The organism is Agrobacterium sp. 22-223-1 (genome assembly GCF_053522385.1).
Genome location: NZ_JBNWCN010000005.1, coordinates 170441 through 186768 on the forward strand (window position 1 = coordinate 170441; position 16328 = coordinate 186768).

At 62.0% G+C, this 16328-nt stretch carries 14 protein-coding genes; 13 read left to right on the plus strand and 1 reads right to left on the minus strand.

Features of this window, described 5'->3' with window-relative positions:
- The first annotated feature begins 68 nt into the window (after positions 1-68).
- From ACQZ60_RS20065 to ACQZ60_RS20105, 9 genes are all read left to right on the plus strand, one after another.
- Positions 69-1466, plus strand: a complete 1398-nt coding sequence (locus tag ACQZ60_RS20065) for an FAD-dependent oxidoreductase (protein ID WP_448735973.1) — start codon at positions 69-71, stop codon at positions 1464-1466.
- Positions 1463-2683, plus strand: coding sequence for an NAD(P)/FAD-dependent oxidoreductase (locus ACQZ60_RS20070; RefSeq protein ID WP_448735974.1), 1221 nt, complete (start codon positions 1463-1465; stop codon positions 2681-2683). Before ACQZ60_RS20065 ends, ACQZ60_RS20070 begins: the two co-directional genes overlap by 4 nt.
- Positions 2683-4128, plus strand: a complete 1446-nt coding sequence (locus ACQZ60_RS20075) for an FGGY family carbohydrate kinase (protein ID WP_448735975.1) — start codon at positions 2683-2685, stop codon at positions 4126-4128. Before ACQZ60_RS20070 ends, ACQZ60_RS20075 begins: the two co-directional genes overlap by 1 nt.
- A 142-nt stretch (positions 4129-4270) precedes the next feature.
- A complete protein-coding gene (locus ACQZ60_RS20080; protein WP_448735976.1) occupies positions 4271-5086 on the plus strand; it encodes a DUF2189 domain-containing protein in 816 nt (271 codons plus the stop codon).
- A gap of 291 nt (positions 5087-5377) precedes the next feature.
- On the plus strand, positions 5378-6193 hold the full coding sequence (locus ACQZ60_RS20085) for a cytochrome c oxidase subunit II (RefSeq protein ID WP_448735977.1): 816 nt from the start codon (positions 5378-5380) through the stop codon (positions 6191-6193).
- Between the two features lie 54 nt (positions 6194-6247).
- On the plus strand, positions 6248-8026 hold the full coding sequence (locus ACQZ60_RS20090; protein WP_149743074.1) for a cytochrome c oxidase subunit I: 1779 nt from the start codon (positions 6248-6250) through the stop codon (positions 8024-8026).
- A complete protein-coding gene (locus ACQZ60_RS20095) occupies positions 8023-8727 on the plus strand; it encodes a cytochrome c oxidase subunit 3 (protein ID WP_448735978.1) in 705 nt (234 codons plus the stop codon). Before ACQZ60_RS20090 ends, ACQZ60_RS20095 begins: the two co-directional genes overlap by 4 nt.
- A 12-nt stretch (positions 8728-8739) precedes the next feature.
- Positions 8740-9465, plus strand: a complete 726-nt coding sequence (locus ACQZ60_RS20100) for a heme-copper oxidase subunit III family protein (protein ID WP_448735979.1) — start codon at positions 8740-8742, stop codon at positions 9463-9465.
- Positions 9466-9479: 14 nt separating this feature from the next.
- Positions 9480-9812, plus strand: coding sequence for a cytochrome C oxidase subunit IV family protein (locus ACQZ60_RS20105; protein WP_142781206.1), 333 nt, complete (start codon positions 9480-9482; stop codon positions 9810-9812).
- A 16-nt stretch (positions 9813-9828) separates the two neighbouring features.
- Here ACQZ60_RS20105 and ACQZ60_RS20110 read toward each other — a convergent pair whose 3' ends face one another.
- Positions 9829-10875 carry a GlxA family transcriptional regulator gene (locus tag ACQZ60_RS20110; protein ID WP_448735980.1) on the minus strand — a complete coding sequence of 349 codons (1047 nt, stop codon included), beginning with the start codon at positions 10873-10875 and terminating at the stop codon, positions 9829-9831.
- Positions 10876-11021: 146 nt separating this feature from the next.
- Between ACQZ60_RS20110 and ACQZ60_RS20115 the strand changes: the two genes are divergently transcribed.
- The 4 genes from ACQZ60_RS20115 (at position 11022) to ACQZ60_RS20130 (ending at position 16321) form a co-directional block, all read left to right on the plus strand.
- Complete coding sequence (locus ACQZ60_RS20115) at positions 11022-12275, plus strand: sarcosine oxidase subunit beta family protein (protein WP_448735981.1); 1254 nt, start codon at positions 11022-11024, stop codon at positions 12273-12275.
- Between the two features lie 67 nt (positions 12276-12342).
- On the plus strand, positions 12343-12663 hold the full coding sequence (locus tag ACQZ60_RS20120) for a sarcosine oxidase subunit delta (RefSeq protein WP_080853706.1): 321 nt from the start codon (positions 12343-12345) through the stop codon (positions 12661-12663).
- The gene (locus ACQZ60_RS20125) at positions 12660-15650 is read left to right on the plus strand and encodes a sarcosine oxidase subunit alpha (RefSeq protein ID WP_448735982.1); all 2991 of its coding nucleotides are present in this window, start codon (positions 12660-12662) and stop codon (positions 15648-15650) included. Before ACQZ60_RS20120 ends, ACQZ60_RS20125 begins: the two co-directional genes overlap by 4 nt.
- A gap of 116 nt (positions 15651-15766) precedes the next feature.
- Positions 15767-16321, plus strand: coding sequence for a sarcosine oxidase subunit gamma (locus ACQZ60_RS20130; protein WP_448735983.1), 555 nt, complete (start codon positions 15767-15769; stop codon positions 16319-16321).
- The last annotated feature ends 7 nt before the right edge of the window (positions 16322-16328 follow it).

The following is a 16328-nucleotide window of genomic DNA, read 5'->3' on the forward strand; positions in this document are numbered from 1 at the left end:
CTGCTGCATCGGCGCGATCCGTCGCGCCCGTTGATTTCGCTTTGAAAGACGAAGGCAAAGGGAAGCCCATGGCTGAAACCCCCTCCACGGAATTTGATGTCGCCGTCATCGGCGCTGGTGTGGTCGGTTGCGCGGTCGCCCGCCGTTTCGCGCTGGCCGGTGCGAAGGTGGTGGTCATCGAAAAAGGCCCCGATATCCTCTCCGGCGCCTCCAAGGCCAATAGCGCCATCCTCCATACCGGTTTCGATGCGCCGGAAGGCAGTCTGGAACTGGAACTGGTGAGGGCAGGCCGGGCGGAATATCTCTCCATTCACGGGCAGATGGGCCTCAGCCTTGTCGAAACAGGCGCGTTGGTCTGCGCCTGGAGCCCGGACGAGGCGGAAAAACTGCAGGCGATCGCCGATCAGGGGCGGCGTAACGGCATTGCCGGGCTTGATCTCCTCGCAGCGGGGCAGGCCCGTGAAACCATGCCGGGCCTGTCCGACCGCCTTGTCGCCGCGCTCGACGTTCCGGGCGAACATATCATCGATCCGTGGTCCGCCCCGTTGGGCTATCTCACGCAGGCGGTGGCGCTCGGCGCGCAGCTGGTGCGTAACGCGGAAGTTCTGTCCGGTGCGTTCGACGGCACGTGGCTGATCGAGACGACGGCAGGCGTTATCCTTGCCGCGAGTGTCGTCAACGCCGCCGGGCTGTTCGGCGATATCGTCGATGCGCGTCTGGGGCTTTCGCCCGACTTCGCCATCAAGCCCCGCAAGGGGCAGTTCGTGGTGCTGGACAAGGCTGCCCGTCGGCATGTGCCGCGCATCGTCCTGCCCGTTCCGACCGAAATCACCAAGGGCATCGTGGTGTGCCCCACCGCCTTCGGCAATGTTCTCGTCGGCCCGACGGCGGAAGAGCAGGAAGACCGGGAGCGCGCGACGGTCGAGACGGCGACGCTGGAAGCACTGCTGGAACGCGGCGCGGAGATCGTTCCGGCGCTTGCTTCCGTTTCCGTGACCGCCGTTTATGCCGGTCTGCGCCCCGCGTCTGAAAAGAAGCATTACCGCATTTCCGCCCGGCCGGACCGGCGGGCGATCACGCTTGGCGGCATTCGCTCCACGGGCCTCAGCGCCGCACTCGGCCTGGCGCAGCATGCGCTGAGGCTTCACGAAGGTTTCGGCACGCATTTTGTCCCACCACCCTCGGCTCCTGACGTGACGATGCCCAACCTGACGGAAACCTGCGAGCGGGACTGGCAGCGTGCCGATCACGGCGAAATCGTCTGTCATTGCGAACTCGTCACCCGCCGCGAAATCGAGGCGACCTTTTTAAGCCCGGTGCCGCCGGGCGATTTCGGCGGGCTGCGGCGGCGCACCCGCGCCGGCATGGGCCGCTGTCAGGGTTTTTATTGCAACGCCCGGCTGGCCGCGATGACGGGCGACCGTCTGGCAGCTCCGCTTGCCGTTCGCGAGGGAGACGACCGATGAGTGCGGATGTGATCGTGGTCGGCGGCGGTCCGGCGGGCGTGGCGGCGGCGCTGGAGTTGAAAGCGCGCGGTATCGCCCGCGTGATGATCCTTGACCGCGAGCCGGCCCTTGGCGGCGCGACCCGGCATTGCCTGCATTCGCCCTTCGGGATGCGTGAATTCGGACGCGTCTATTTCGGTCCGGCCTATGCGCAACGCCTACAGCGGCAGGCGCAGGATGCGGGTGTCGATATCCGCACTGGTCATTCCGTGGTGGAATTCAGGCAGGATGGTGCGCTGCTGGTGGCATCGGCGCGCGGTGTCGAGACGCTGAAGGCCCGGCGTATCGTGCTTGCGACCGGCGCGCGGGAAAAACCACGCTCCGCGCGGCTTCTGCCCGGCGACAGGCCGGTAGGTGTGGTCACCACCGGCACGCTGCAATCCTATGTCGCCTTTCACGGCATCATGCCCTTTCGCCGGCCGCTTATCATCGGTTCGGAACTGGTTTCCTTTTCCGCGCTTCTGACCTGCCTGACGCATCGCGCCCGGCCGGTGGCGATGATCGAGCCGGAGCCCCATCCGCTGGCGCGGTCGCCTTTCCATTGGTTTCCGCGACTGGCCGGGGTGCCCTTTCATTGTGGTGCGACACTCAAGGATATTCGCGGACGCGGCCGGGTCGAGGAGGCCGATATCCGTCTTGCGAATGGTCGCATCCTGACAGTTCAATGCGACGGTATTCTGCTGACCGGGCGGTTCACGCCGGAGGCAGCGCTTCTCAATGCGTCCCCTGTGGATGTTGCGGCAGGCAGCGCCGGGCCGCTGATCGATCAGGACGGACGGATGCCCAACCCGATATTCTTCGCCGGCGGGAATGTCTTGCGGGCCGTGGAAACGGGCGGCTGGGCGTTTCGCGAGGGCCGTCGGGTTGGCGCGGCGGTGGCTGACGATCTCGCCCGGGAACCGTGCGGCGCGCCGGGGGTGCCCGTCACCTTCGCCGATCCGCTCAAGCTGGCGGTTCCCGCCATGTTGCGGCCGGGTGGGCTCGACAGACCCGCATTTCGTGACTTTCAGCTTCGTTTCACCAGACGTATTCAAGGCCGGCTTTCGCTGCATCTCGATGGAACGGAAGTGTGGAGCAAGACCGATCGTTGGTGTCCTGAACGCCGTGTACTGGTGCCCATTCCCGGCGCTGCGTTTGAAGCGAGCCAGATTGCTTTTCACTTTCAGGAGACCAATTGATGCGCATCGCCGCAATCGATCAGGGAACGACATCGACCCGGTGCCTTGTGGTGAGCGATGGCGGCACGGCGGAGGTCGTGGTCAGCCGGCGTCACGCGCAATTTTATCCGGCCGCCGGCCATGTGGAATATGATCCGGAAGAACTGCTGGGCAACATCCGCGCAGTGCTGGCTGCCGCCGGGCCGGTGGATGCCATCGCCATCGCCAATCAGGGCGAGAGTTGCCTGGCGTGGGATGCCGTGAGCGGCGAGGCGCTGTCGCCGGTCATCGTCTGGCAGGATGCCCGCACCGCCGAAGCGCTGGCCGCCCTGCCGCCTTCGGCAACGGGTCGTTCGAAAGAGATTTGCGGGCTGCCGCTCGATCCCTATTTTTCGGCCAGCAAACTGGCCTGGCTGGTCAGGCACAATCCGGCAGTGGCACAGGCACGCGCCGCAGGCCGTTTGCGGCTGGGCACCACCGATGCGTTTTTTCTGGACCGGCTGACGGGCTGTTTCCGCACCGACCTTGCAACGGCGTCGCGCACGGGTCTGCTCGATCTTTCAACCGGAGACTGGAGCCCGGAACTCTGCGCGCTTCACGGCGTGCCGCCGGATTGCCTGCCCAAAATCGGCCCTGTCGATAGCGGCTTCGGCGCGGTTGAGGGAACGCCCATCCGCGTTTCCATCGTCGATCAGCAGGCGGCGCTTTATGGGCATGGCTGCCGCAAGGCCGGCGATTGCAAGATAACCTTCGGAACCGGGGCCTTTCTGCTGGCCGTTGCCGGTAACGGGCGGCCGTTGACGGGAGAGCTTCTGCCGACCGTTGGCTGGCAAATGCAGGGCGCGCCTGCGGTTTTCGCCATCGAAGGCGGGATCTATGATGCCGGCGCGGCGCTCGAATGGGCGAAAAAGATCGGCCTCTATGCTGAAAATACCGAACTCGACGGTTTCGAGGGACCATCGGCCATTCGCCGAGGCCTTGTCTTCGTGCCCGCCCTTTCTGGCCTTGCCGCGCCCTATTGGGACAGGCAGGCCGTGCCGTTGTTCATCGGCATGGACCACGCCACCGAGCGGCGTGACATGGTGCGCGCCGTGCTGGAAGGCATTGCCCTGCTGACGGCGCGGTTGATCGAGGCGGCATCGGCCGTCGCCCCCATAGGCGACACGATCTCCATCGATGGCGGCTTGTCGAACAGCCGTTATTTCGCCCGCTTTCTGGCCGCCGCCAGCGGTCGAACCATTTGCGTGCCCGCCATGCGCGAGCTGACGGCGCTCGGTCTGGCGGAACTGTGCGGTGTCGATGTCGCGGCCCTGCGAGGCGATGCCGAGATATTCACGCCCGATGGATCGGTCGATGCCGAAGACCATGCCCGCTTCGCACGCGCCATAGACAGTGCGCGGAGCTGGCAACGATCCAAAACCTGCACAAGTGCGGTTCTGTCGACCGTGCCGGCGGCGGGCGTCTGATTTCTCCAATTTAAAGAATAGGCGACAAAGGCGACAGAATTTGATAAATTACAAAACAGCCGGTTGCGGTTTGACGCGTCGATAGAAGTCACCGAGCGTTCCTGTACCGCCAGCCGGATCATGGCGCAGGAGGAGAAGTGCTATGACGGCATTCCATGTCATGGCCGGTGCGAGTGGTGAATTTGCCCGCCCGGAAGTCCGCAAGATTGGCATCCCGGATATTGTGGATGCGTTGAAGCTGGGACTTGAGGACTTTAAAGAAAAGCCGTCCCACTATGTTTTTCTCTGTCTTATGTATCCGATCGCCGGTGTTTTTCTGGTGATGTGGAGTTCCGGCGCCAATCTGCTGCCGGTTATTTATCCGCTGATGTCGGGTTTTGCACTGATTGGTCCGATCGCGGCCATCGGGCTTTATGAAATCAGTCGGCGACGTGAGCAGGGGCTGGATAGCTCCTGGCGGCATGCACTGGAGGTTCGTCACTCTCCGGCCCTGCCGTCTATCATCGCGGTCGCCGTCATGCTGTTCGTGCTTTTCGTCGTCTGGTTGATTGTTGCGCAGAACATCTACACTGCGACTTTCGATGCGACCGGTCCGGTTTCGCTCTCCACCTTTCTGTCGGACGTATTGACGACCTCGCAAGGTCTCTCCCTCATCGTCTGGGGCAATCTGGCCGGTTTCGTTTTCGCGGTCGTCGTGCTGGCGACAACGGTGGTGGCGTTCCCGCTGCTGCTCGACCGGGATGTCGGCGCAGTCGCGGCCGTGGATGCGAGCATCCGCGCCACGCTTGCCAACCCGGTTCCGGTGGCGCTTTGGGGATTGATCGTCGCGGCCTTGCTCGTCGTCGGCACGATCCCGGTATTTATCGGCCTCGCGGTCGTCATGCCCATCCTCGGCCACTCGACCTGGCACCTTTATCGGAAACTGATCGTGTCCGATTATCCAAGCCGTACGCCCTGAATTCATAGAGGAAATCTATCCGTAGATCATCCTGCCTGCCGTTGCGGCCCCGCTGAGGGGAGCCGCGGCGGGTGGGATGGCCATGGAGAGTGTGGGCATGCCATGTGGTATCGTTTTCTTCCGATCTGTCTGCTTTTCGCGATTGCTTTCACGATTGAGGCCGTAGCACAGGAAGGAGACGCTGCCGCAGGCGCCACCGTAATTGCTCGCCCGATCAATTTATGAGATAATTCTAATATACTTCGCGATGGGGTTGTAGAAGTATTCGTGGCCGGGTCACGGGAGGAGACGATGGCTGTCGTTGTGATTCTCGTTCTGCTGGTGGTGGGATCGATCGTATTCCACCTGCTGAGTCCGTGGTGGTGGACGCCGATAGCCTCGAACTGGAGCTATATCGACAATACGATCATCGTCACTTTCTGGATCACCGGCTTCGTTTTCTCGGCCGTTGTGCTGTTCGTCGCCTATTGCGTGTTCCGCTTCAGGCACCGCGCCGGAAACCGGGCGGCATACCAGCCCGAAAACAAGCGCCTGGAATGGTGGCTGGCGGGCGGAACCGGGGTTGGGGTGGCTGCGATGCTTCTGCCGGGCCTCTTCGTATGGAACCAGTTCGTAACCGTTCCGGACGGTGCGAGCGAGGTGGAAGTCGTCGGTAAGCAATGGCAATGGAGTTTCCGCCTGCCGGGAGCGGACGGAAGGCTCGGGCGGGCGGATACGCGCGCTATTGGACCCGGCAATCCGCTCGGCCTGAACAGGAACGATCCCGCCGGAATGGACGATGTCATCGTTGAAGGCGGCGAGTTGCATCTGCCCGCCGGCAGGCCGGTGAAGATGCTGCTGCGCGCGGTCGATGTCGTGCATGATTTCTACGTGCCGGAGTTCCGGGCCAAGATGGACATGATCCCCGGCTCGGTCACCTATTACTGGTTCACGCCGACCCGGACGGGAACCTTCGAGGTTCTCTGCGCGGAACTGTGCGGTGTGGGCCATCCGCAGATGCGCGGCACCGTCGTCGTCGATACCGAGACCGATTATCAAGCCTGGCTGCAGCAGCAGCCGACTTTCTCGAAATTGCTGGCTTCGGCGGAAACGCCGGCGGCCAGATAAGCGCCGCGCATATTGGAAGGGAAGACCGCATCGGGGGAACAGGGAGGTTGGAACATGGTCGAGATTGGATCCGGCGCCGGGCAGGTCATTCAGCCCGCTGAAGTCGAGGACGTCGAGCTTTATCACCCGAAAAGCTGGTGGACGAAATATGTCTTCAGCCAGGATGCCAAGATCATTGCCATTCAATATTTCCTGACAGCCATCGCAATCGGCATGGTGGCGCTGGTGCTTTCCTGGCTGATGCGCCTGCAGCTCGGTTTTCCCGGCTATTTCTCCTTCATCGATGCGGAGCATTATTATCAGTTCATCACCATGCATGGCATGATCATGGTGATTTACCTGCTCACCGCGCTGTTTCTCGGCGGTTTCGGCAACTACCTCATCCCGCTGATGCTCGGCGCGCGCGACATGGTGTTTCCCTATGCCAATATGCTGAGCTACTGGCTTTACCTCTCCGCCGTCCTTGTGCTGGTGGCCGGTTTCTTCGCACCCGGCGGGCCGACGGGCGCCGGCTGGACGCTCTATCCGCCGCAGGCGCTTCTTTCGGGAACGCCGGGCGGGCGTGACTGGGGCATCATCCTGATGCTGTCATCGCTGATCCTGTTCATCATCGGCTTTACTTTGGGCGGGCTGAATTACGTCGTCACCGTGTTGCAGGGACGCACGCGGGGCATGACGCTGATGCGCATGCCATTGACGATATGGGGCATATTCACGGCGACCGCCATGGCGCTGCTTGCTTTCCCGGCGCTCTTCGTCGCCGCCGTCATGATGCTGTTCGACCGGCTGCTCGGCACGAGCTTCTTCATGCCGGCCATCGTGGAGATGGGCGAACAATTGAAGCAGGAGGGCGGCAGTCCCATCCTGTTCCAGCACCTGTTCTGGTTCTTCGGCCATCCGGAAGTCTATATCGTCGCACTTCCCGCCTTCGGCATCGTCTCGGATCTGATCAGCACCCATGCGCGCAAGAATATCTTCGGCTACCGCATGATGGTCTGGGCGATCGTCATCATCGCGGCGCTGAGCTTCGTCGTCTGGGCGCATCATATGTATGTCAGCGGCATGAACCCGAATTTCGGGTTCTTTTTCGCAACCACGACGCTGATCATCGCCGTACCGACAGCGATCAAGGTCTATAACTGGGTGCTGACGCTCTGGCGCGGCGATATCCATCTCACCCTGCCGATGCTGTTTGCGCTCGCCTTCATCGTCACATTCATCAATGGCGGATTGACGGGTCTCTTCCTCGGCAATGTCGTCGTCGATGTGCCGCTTTCGGATACGATGTTCGTGGTCGCCCATTTTCATATGGTGATGGGGGTGGCGCCGATCATGGTGATCTTCGGTGCGATTCACCACTGGTATCCGAAAGTCACGGGCCGGATGCTGAACGAGGCAATGGGGCACGTCCATTTCTGGATCACCTTCCTTGGTGCCTATGCCATCTTCTTCCCGATGCATTATCTTGGGCTGATGGGCGTGCCGCGCCGCTATTACGAGCTGGGCGAAACCGCTTTCATTCCAGATTCGGCGCACACGTTGAACATATTCATCACCGTGGCCGCGCTCATCGTCGGTGCGGCGCAATTGCTGTTCGTGTTCAATCTCGAGTGGAGCCTGCGCTGGGGCAAAAAGGCGGTCGGCAATCCGTGGCGGGCCACGACACTGGAATGGCAGACGCCGCAGACCCCGCCGGTTCATGGCAATTGGGGCAAGGAACTGCCGGTCGTTTATCGCTGGCCGTATGATTACAGCGTGCCCGGCGCGGCTGAGGATTTCCTGCCGCAAAACCAGCCGGCTGCGGCCGGGCCGTCCGAAAGGGCCCTGTCATGAGCGCCATCCTCGTCTTCATGGCCGGGATCGCCGGCATCATCGGCTGGTGGATGGCGCGGCAGCGGCTGGCCTCGAAGCCCTGGCTGGAGGTCGGTCTGGCAGGCGATGCGCCGCAGATGCAGGGATCGTCGGCGACAATCGCGAAAGTCGGACTTGGGATATTTCTGGCGGTTGTCGGTGCCTTGTTCACCTTGCTCATCAGCGCCTATCTCGGCCGCATGGGCGGCGCCGACTGGTGGGGTATCCCGATCCCCGGACTGTTATGGGTGAATACCGCGGCGCTCGCCGCCAGCAGTCTGGCGCTGCAATGGGCGAAAACCGAAATCCGTCCAGATCGTCGCGACAGGCTGAATGCGGCTCTTGTGACAGCCTTTGCGGCGGCTGTTTTCTTTGTCGCCGGTCAATTCCTGGCGTGGCGGCAACTCATCTCCGCAGGCTATGTTCTGGCGGATAACCCATCGAACAGCTTCTTCTACATGATCACCGGCCTGCACGGCCTGCATATATTGGGCGGGCTTTTCGTGCTTGGTCGCACCGCAATCCGCGCCCGGAGCGAGCCTTTGTCGGCAAGAATGCGCCTGAGTGTGGAGCTGTGCGCCATCTACTGGCATTTCATGCTGGTCGTCTGGCTGGTCCTTTTTGCGCTTTTCGCCGGCTGGGCGAATAGTTTCGTCGATCTCTGCCGTCAATTGGTCACCTGAGGAGTGTCGATCATGGCCGCATCCATGGAGGAAAGACCGGTAAGTGATCCGCATCTGCGGCCGGCGGGGCTGCGCGGCGTCGCCGCCGATCTGTCATCGGACCAGCGGGCGTTCAAGAACGTCCCCTGGGGCAAGGCGATGATGTGGATATTCATCCTAAGCGATATCTTCATTTTCGGCTGTTTCCTGCTGGCCTATATGGCGGCGCGCATGTCGGCCACCGCAGCCTGGCCCAATCCGAGCGAGGTTTTCGCGCTCACGATTGCCGGCAGGCACATTCCGCTGATCCTGATTGCCATCATGACCTTTGTTCTCATCAGCAGCAGCGGCACGATGGCCATGGCCGTCAACTTCGCCTATCGCCGCGACCGGCGCAGAACCGCCGCGCTGATGGTGGCGACGGCAGCGCTTGGCGCGACATTCGTGGGAATGCAGGCATTCGAATGGAGCAAGCTGATCGCGGAGGGCGTTCGCCCCTGGGAAAACCCGTGGGGTGCGGCGCAGTTCGGTTCGGCTTTCTTCATGATCACGGGCTTTCACGGCACCCATGTTTCCATCGGCGTCCTGTTTCTTCTCATCGTCGCGCGCAAGGTTTGGCGGGGAGATTTCGATGAGGAAAGGCGGGGGTTCTTCACCAGCCGCAAGGGGCAATACGAGATCGTCGAGATAACCGGGCTTTACTGGCACTTCGTGGATCTGGTGTGGGTCTTTATCTTCGCATTCTTCTATCTGTGGTGAGTGAGGATGGCATCATGGCACAGCAACAGTCACAACAGGGACAGCAGCATCCGATAAGACTTTACATGGTGGTCTGGGGACTGCTTTTCGTCCTCAGCGCCTTCTCCTATATGGTCGATTATCTCGGCATTCAGAGCTATCCGAGATGGTCTCTCATCATCCTGTTCATGATCCTGAAGGCGGGGCTGATCATGGCGATTTTCATGCACATGGCCTGGGAACGGCTGGTCCTGATCTACGCCATCCTGCTTCCGCCGGTTCTCGTGCTCGTCTTCGCAGCCCTGATGGCCTCGGAATCCAGCTATACGGCTCTTACCCGGATGACCTTCATGGGCGCCGGTTCCTAGAACCGAGGCAAGATTTTCAGGATTGTGGAAGCAGCACGCCGACAGCGAATTCCTCTTCGGTTGCGACGTGCCCGGCCTGAGTCTTGCGATATTCGCTGGGAGTGAAACCGCGCTCGGCTCGTAGCGTGCGGGAAAGGTGCGGCGCATCGCAAAAACCGGTGGCGAGCGCAATCTGGGTGATGCTGTCACGCGTCGTGCGCAGGAGCGACAAAGCGCGATCCAGCCGCAGTTCGAGATAGACCTTCGAAGGCGTTGCGCCCAGGTCGGCGAGGAACCGCCGTTCGAGGCTGCGGCGGCCAAGGCCGAGATCATTCGCCAGTTCCAGCACGGTTCTCGGAACCTCGATATTCTGCTGCATCCGCAGGATTGCTTTTTTGACGAGGGGATCATTGGCCTTGCGCGTGCTCTGCTGGCCGGGTTGAGGCTTTTCGCCGCTCAGTGCGCTATCGATCATCATGATGTTGAGGCTTTTGATGGCGGCGGACTGGCCGACATGACGCTCGACGAGGAAGGCTGCCAGATGCGCGGCGCCGTGGCCGCCGGAACAGGTCAGCCGGTCGCGGTCGATGACGAAGATCTGGTCGGAGATCATCTGGACGGTATCGAAACGGTCGAGAAAATCCTGATGGTGGAACCAGCTCACGCAGCAGCGATAACCATCGAGCAGGCCCGCTTCGTGCAGGATGAAAACGCCGGTGCAGAGCCCGACGATGGGAACGCCCGCCGCCGCCCGGTCTTTCAGGAAGCGCAGCGCCTCCTGCGGCAGGGCGCTGTGATCGCTGATCAAGCCGCCGACAACGACGATATAGTCGTAATGCCCGGCGTCCATCAGCCGCGTATCAGGCTGCACCTTCACGCCGCAGCTCGACTGCACGCTGCTCATGGTCGCCGAAAGCACCGACCATTCGCACAGGATAGGCCGCGAACGGTCCGCCTCATCGGCCGCAAGGCGCAGCACATCGACGAAATTCGCGAAGGCCGACAGCGTGAAGCGGTCGGCAAGCAGGAAGGCGACGCTGAGGCGTTTTCTGGCGCGGTGTGAGGTCATGACGCAAATATTCATGCAAACAGACGCGATTGTCCAGCCGGGGCGCGGCAAATGCTCTACCCTTTTTTTGTGCCGCATTGTCCGACGCCGAAGCGAGATCGCTTCGGCTGGAAATGCTCCAGCTTTTACGACACGAGATTTTCCAACCATCGGGTCCGCTCATGACGCGTTTTAATGCCTTCAATCTTTTGCGGAATGCCCTGACCGGCCACAAGAACTGGGACGAGCAATGGCCCGACAGTCAGCCGAAAGCCGAATATGACGTGGTCATCGTCGGCGCCGGCGGCCATGGTCTGGGCGCTGCCTATTATCTGGCCAGCCAGCACGGCATCACCAATGTCGCCGTCATCGATAAGGGCTGGCTCGGCGGCGGCAATACCGGCCGCAACACCACGATCATCCGCTCGAACTATCTCTATGACGAGAGCGCCCGTCTTTACGATCACGCCGTCGATCTGTGGGAAAATCTCAGTCAGGAATTGAACTACAACGTCATGTATTCAAGGCGCGGCGTGCTGATGCTGGCGCATAACGTCCATGATGTGCAGAGCTTCAAGCGCCACATCCATTCCAACCGTTTGAATGGCGTCGATAATCGTTGGCTCACCCCGGAAGAGTGCAAGGAATATTGCCCGCCTCTGAGCATCGCGCCGAATGCGCGTTACCCGGTCATGGGCGGTGCGCTTCAGGAACGGGCCGGCACGGCCCGTCACGATGCCGTCGCCTGGGGTTATGCGCGCGGCGCCGCTGCCCGCGGCGTCGATATCATCCAGAACTGCCCGGTCACGGCCATTCGCCGCAACGCCGACGGCTCCGTCGCGGGCGTCGAGACGGCGAGGGGCTTCATCAAGGCGAAGAAGGTCGCGGTTTCCGCCGCCGGCCACACCTCGGTTGTCATGGATACGGCCGGCGTGCGTCTGCCGCTGGAAAGCTATCCGTTGCAGGCGCTGGTGTCGGAGCCGATCAAGCCGATCTTCCCCTGCGTGGTGATGTCGAACGCGGTCCACGCCTATATCAGCCAGTCCGACAAGGGCGAGCTGGTGATCGGTTCGGGTACGGACCAATATACCTCCTATTCGCAGCGCGGCGGCCTGCCGCTGATCGAGCACACCATCGCGGCCATCGTCGAAATCTTCCCGATCTTCAACCGCATGCGGATGCTGCGTAAATGGGGCGGCATCGTCGATGTGACGCCGGATCGCTCGGCCATTCTCGGCAAGACGCCGGTTGACGGGCTTTACGTCAATTGCGGCTGGGGTACGGGCGGTTTCAAGGCCACGCCCGGCGCTGCGCATACCTTCGCCTGGACCATCGCCAAAGACGAACCGCACCCGATCAACGCGCCGTTCACGCTGGAGCGCTTCCGTTCCGGCCGCCTGATCGACGAGGCCGCCGCCGCTGCTGTGGCGCATTAATTTCCACGCATTTTCCGGACGTAAAACCGCTTCGCTTTTTTACTGGAAATGCTCTGAGGATACGACGATGCTTTTGATCCGCTGCCCCTATTGCAACGAAACACTGCCGGAAGCCGAATTCACCTATGCCGGGCAGGCCCATATTAGCCGCGCCGCCGATCCCTCGTCGCAGACCGATGAGCAATGGGAAGAATTCCTGTTCATCCGCGAAAACGTGAAAGGTCCACATTTCGAGCGCTGGCGGCACCTGCATGGATGCGGCCGCTTCTTCAACGCCGTGCGCGACACGGTGAGCGACCGTTTCCTCACGACCTATCGGGCGGGCGAGCCGCGTCCTGAACTTTCTTCCCTGACCCGTGCACCAGCCAGTTCCGAGGTGTCGAAATGAACTCCTATCGCGTTTCCGGCCGTGGCCGTGTGGATGCCGCCCGCTCCGTGAGCTTCACCTTCGACGGCAAGACCTATCGCGGTGTGAAGGGCGATACGGTCGCCTCCGCGCTTCTCGCCAATGGCGTGCATCTGATGGGCCGCTCGTTCAAATACCACCGCCCGCGCGGCCCGGTGGCGGCGGGTTCCGAGGAGCCGAATGCGCTGATCGGCACCCGCCGCGGCGCCGGACGTTTCGAGCCGAACACCCGCGCCACGGTGCAGGAAATCTGGAACGGGCTGGAAACCACCTCGCAGAACAAATATCCGAGCCTGAAATTCGATATAGGCGCGGTCAACGACATGGCCTATATGCTGTTTTCGGCGGGCTTCTACTACAAGACCTTCATGTGGCCGAAAAGCTTCTGGAACAAGGTCTATGAGCCCTTCATCCGCGCGGCTGCGGGTCTCGGCGTTTCGCCGACGGAGGAGGACCCCGACACCTATGCCTCGCGCAACCTGCATTGCGATGTGCTGATCGTCGGCGCCGGTCCTGCCGGTCTTGCGGCGGCGCGTGCGGCGGCGGTCGATGGCCTTAAGGTCGTGCTGGTTGATGAAAATGCCGAAGCCGGTGGCACGCTGCTCTCCGAACCGCAGGCGAAGATCGACGGTAAGCCTGCATGGAACTGGCTGGCGGATGAGTTGAAGGCGCTGAAGGAGCGTGGCGTCAGGGTCATGACCCGCACGACGGCGATTGCCTATTACCACCAGAACATGATCGGCCTCTGCGAAAAGCTGACCGACCATCTGGAAACCGTGCCGAAGGATACGCCGCGCGAGCGCCTGTGGCGGGTGCGGGCGCGCCAGGTGGTGCTGGCGCAGGGCGCGCTGGAAAAGCCGCTGGTCTTCCACGGCAACGACCGGCCGGGTGTGATGCTGGCGGGCGCTGCCCAGACCTATCTCAACCGTTACGGCGTCAAGGTCGGCAACCGGCCGGTGGTGGTGACGAGCCACGACAGCGCCTGGTATGCGGCCTTCGATCTTCACGGCGCGGGCGCGCGTGTTCAGGCCATTGTCGATACCCGCGCCAAAGTGCGCGAGGAACTGGTGAACGAAGCGCGCGCGCTCGGCATTCCGGTCAGGCTGTCGCATACGGTCACGGCGACCTCGGGCCGGCTGCGGGTCAAGTCGGTCCGGGTCAATGCGGTTAGTGGCGCGTCGGTCGGTGCGGGACAGGAGATCGCCTGTGATGCCGTGCTGATGTCGGGCGGCTGGACGCCGTCGCTGCATCTCTTTTCCCATACGCAGGGCAAGATCGCCTGGGACGACGAGCGGACTACGTTCCTTCCTGCCCTCACCAACGAGGATTGCGTGATTGCCGGGGCCGGGCGAGGGCTGTGGGGCATCGAGGCGGCGCTGAAGGACGGTGCGGAGCGGGGCCGTGAAGTCGCCACAGCGCTTGGCAAGGCCGCCAATAGTTCCAGCCATGCGGTGGAACATGACCGTACCGGCAGCGGCGTCTCGCACACGGAACTGCCGAGCGACCGCGATGCCGGCAAGGCCAAGGCCTTCGTGGATTACCAGAACGATGTGACCGCCAAGGATCTGCGGCTCGCCGTGCGTGAGGGCATGCGCTCCATCGAACATGTCAAGCGCTACACCACCAACGGCATGGCGACAGATCAGGGCAAGATGTCAAACATCAACGGTCTCAACATTGCTGCGGAAGCGCTGGGCAAGCGCCAGCCGCAGGTGGGGCTGACCACCTTCCGTCCGCCTTATACGCCAACGACCTTCGGAGCGTTTGCGGGTTATCACCGTGGCGCGCATTTCGAAGTGACGCGCAAGACGCAGATCGACGGGTGGGCTGAGGAGCACGGCGCGGTTTATGAGCCGGTCGGGCAATGGCGTCGCGCCTGGTATTTCCCGAAGCCGGGCGAAGACATGGATGCGGCGGTCAGCCGTGAATGCCGGGCGGTGCGCCAGAGCGTTGGCATTTTCGATGCCTCGACGCTCGGCAAGATCGAGGTTGTCGGTCCCGATGCGGTCGAGTTCATGAACCGCATGTATACCAACCCGTGGACGAAGCTTGCCGCCGGCCGCTGCCGTTATGGCCTGCTGCTCGGCGATGACGGCTTCATTCGCGACGATGGCGTTATCGGCCGCATGACCGAGGACCGTTTCCATGTCACCACCACGACCGGCGGTGCCGCCCGTGTGCTGAACATGATGGAGGATTACCTCCAGACCGAATGGCCAGATCTCAATGTCTGGCTGACCTCGACCACCGAACAGTGGTCGACCATTGCGCTGAACGGCCCGAACGCGGCAAAGCTGCTTACGCCGCTGGTGGAAGGTGTCGAACTGACGGAAGAGGCTTTCCCGCATATGTCCTGCGTGGAATGCACCGTGGCCGGCATGCCGGCGCGGCTGTTCCGCGTCAGCTTCACCGGCGAGATTGGCTTCGAGGTCAATGTGCCGGCGCCGCTCGGCCGCAAGCTCTGGGAAATCCTGTGGGAGGCCGGCCAGCAATATGGCATCACGCCTTACGGCACGGAAACCATGCATGTGCTGCGCGCCGAAAAGGGTTACATCATCGTCGGCCAGGACACCGATGGCACGGTCACGCCCTATGATGCGGCGATGGGCTGGGCCGTGGGCAAGAACAAGCCGGATTTCGTCGGCAAGCGCGGTCTTGCCCGCCCCGATCTCGTTGCCAAGGGCCGCCGTCACCTCGTCGGTCTTCTGACTGAGGACCGCTCGAAGCTGGAAGAGGGCGCGCAGATCGTCTTCGATCCGAAACAGCCGATTCCGATGAAAATGGTGGGTCACGTCACCTCCTCCTATCACTCGGATGCCGCAGGCCAGCCGATTGCGCTCGCTCTGGTGGAAGGCGGTCATGAGCGGATGGGCGAGACCGTCTACATTCCGATGCTGGACCGCACCATTGCCGCGAAAATCACCGGGATGGTCTTCGTCGATCCCGAAAATACCCGCCTGAAGATTTGACTAGCGCATATCCGGCGAACACAAGTTCGCCAGATATGCTATAACTCTTTGTTTTTGCGCATTTTCCGGACGTAAAGGCGAATTCGCCTTTACTGGAAATGCTCTAGGAGATGACAATGAACATGCGCGTTTCCTCCCCCGTTCCCGGCACGCTGGCCGAGAGCAAAGCAGCCCGGGTCAGCATTCTGGCCGCGCAGGCGCGGCTGTCGCTGCGGACGCGCGGCGATCTCGCCCCGCTCAACGCCGCCCTTGGCCTTACGCTGCCGGACCGGATCGGCCTCCGCGCCGCCTCAGGCGACATCAAGGTCCTGCGCCTTGGCCCCGACGAATGGACCGTGCTTGCACCTGTCAGCGCGGTTGACGGGCTGATTGTCGCCTGCGCAGGTGTTTACGCCAGCCATCCGCATAGTCTCGTCGATATTTCCGGACGAGAAGTGACGCTCCTGATCGAAGGTCCGCGGGCTGCCGAATTGCTGACGCTGGGCTGCGCCCGCGATATCGACACGATTGCTGTTGGCGAGGGACGCCGGACGATTTTCGATGGCGTCAGCGTGGTGCTCTGGCGCGATGCGGAAAACCGTTTTCGCATGGATATCTGGAACAGTTTCGTATCGCATCTTGGCCATCTGCTTGAAACCGGCTGCAAGGAACTTGCGGCGGACATCGCCTGATCTGGGA

Coding starts and splice junctions, on each gene's coding strand:
- ACQZ60_RS20115 (WP_448735981.1), top strand. CDS start 11,022: ATGACGCGTTTTAATGCCTTCAATCTTTTGCGGAATGCCCTGACCGGC.
- ACQZ60_RS20065 (WP_448735973.1), top strand. CDS start 69: ATGGCTGAAACCCCCTCCACGGAATTTGATGTCGCCGTCATCGGCGCT.
- ACQZ60_RS20085 (WP_448735977.1), top strand. CDS start 5,378: ATGGCTGTCGTTGTGATTCTCGTTCTGCTGGTGGTGGGATCGATCGTA.
- ACQZ60_RS20080 (WP_448735976.1), top strand. CDS start 4,271: ATGACGGCATTCCATGTCATGGCCGGTGCGAGTGGTGAATTTGCCCGC.
- ACQZ60_RS20090 (WP_149743074.1), top strand. CDS start 6,248: ATGGTCGAGATTGGATCCGGCGCCGGGCAGGTCATTCAGCCCGCTGAA.
- ACQZ60_RS20120 (WP_080853706.1), top strand. CDS start 12,343: ATGCTTTTGATCCGCTGCCCCTATTGCAACGAAACACTGCCGGAAGCC.
- ACQZ60_RS20125 (WP_448735982.1), top strand. CDS start 12,660: ATGAACTCCTATCGCGTTTCCGGCCGTGGCCGTGTGGATGCCGCCCGC.
- ACQZ60_RS20130 (WP_448735983.1), top strand. CDS start 15,767: ATGAACATGCGCGTTTCCTCCCCCGTTCCCGGCACGCTGGCCGAGAGC.
- ACQZ60_RS20070 (WP_448735974.1), top strand. CDS start 1,463: ATGAGTGCGGATGTGATCGTGGTCGGCGGCGGTCCGGCGGGCGTGGCG.
- ACQZ60_RS20105 (WP_142781206.1), top strand. CDS start 9,480: ATGGCACAGCAACAGTCACAACAGGGACAGCAGCATCCGATAAGACTT.
- ACQZ60_RS20110 (WP_448735980.1), bottom strand. CDS start 10,875: ATGAATATTTGCGTCATGACCTCACACCGCGCCAGAAAACGCCTCAGC.
- ACQZ60_RS20095 (WP_448735978.1), top strand. CDS start 8,023: ATGAGCGCCATCCTCGTCTTCATGGCCGGGATCGCCGGCATCATCGGC.
- ACQZ60_RS20100 (WP_448735979.1), top strand. CDS start 8,740: ATGGCCGCATCCATGGAGGAAAGACCGGTAAGTGATCCGCATCTGCGG.
- ACQZ60_RS20075 (WP_448735975.1), top strand. CDS start 2,683: ATGCGCATCGCCGCAATCGATCAGGGAACGACATCGACCCGGTGCCTT.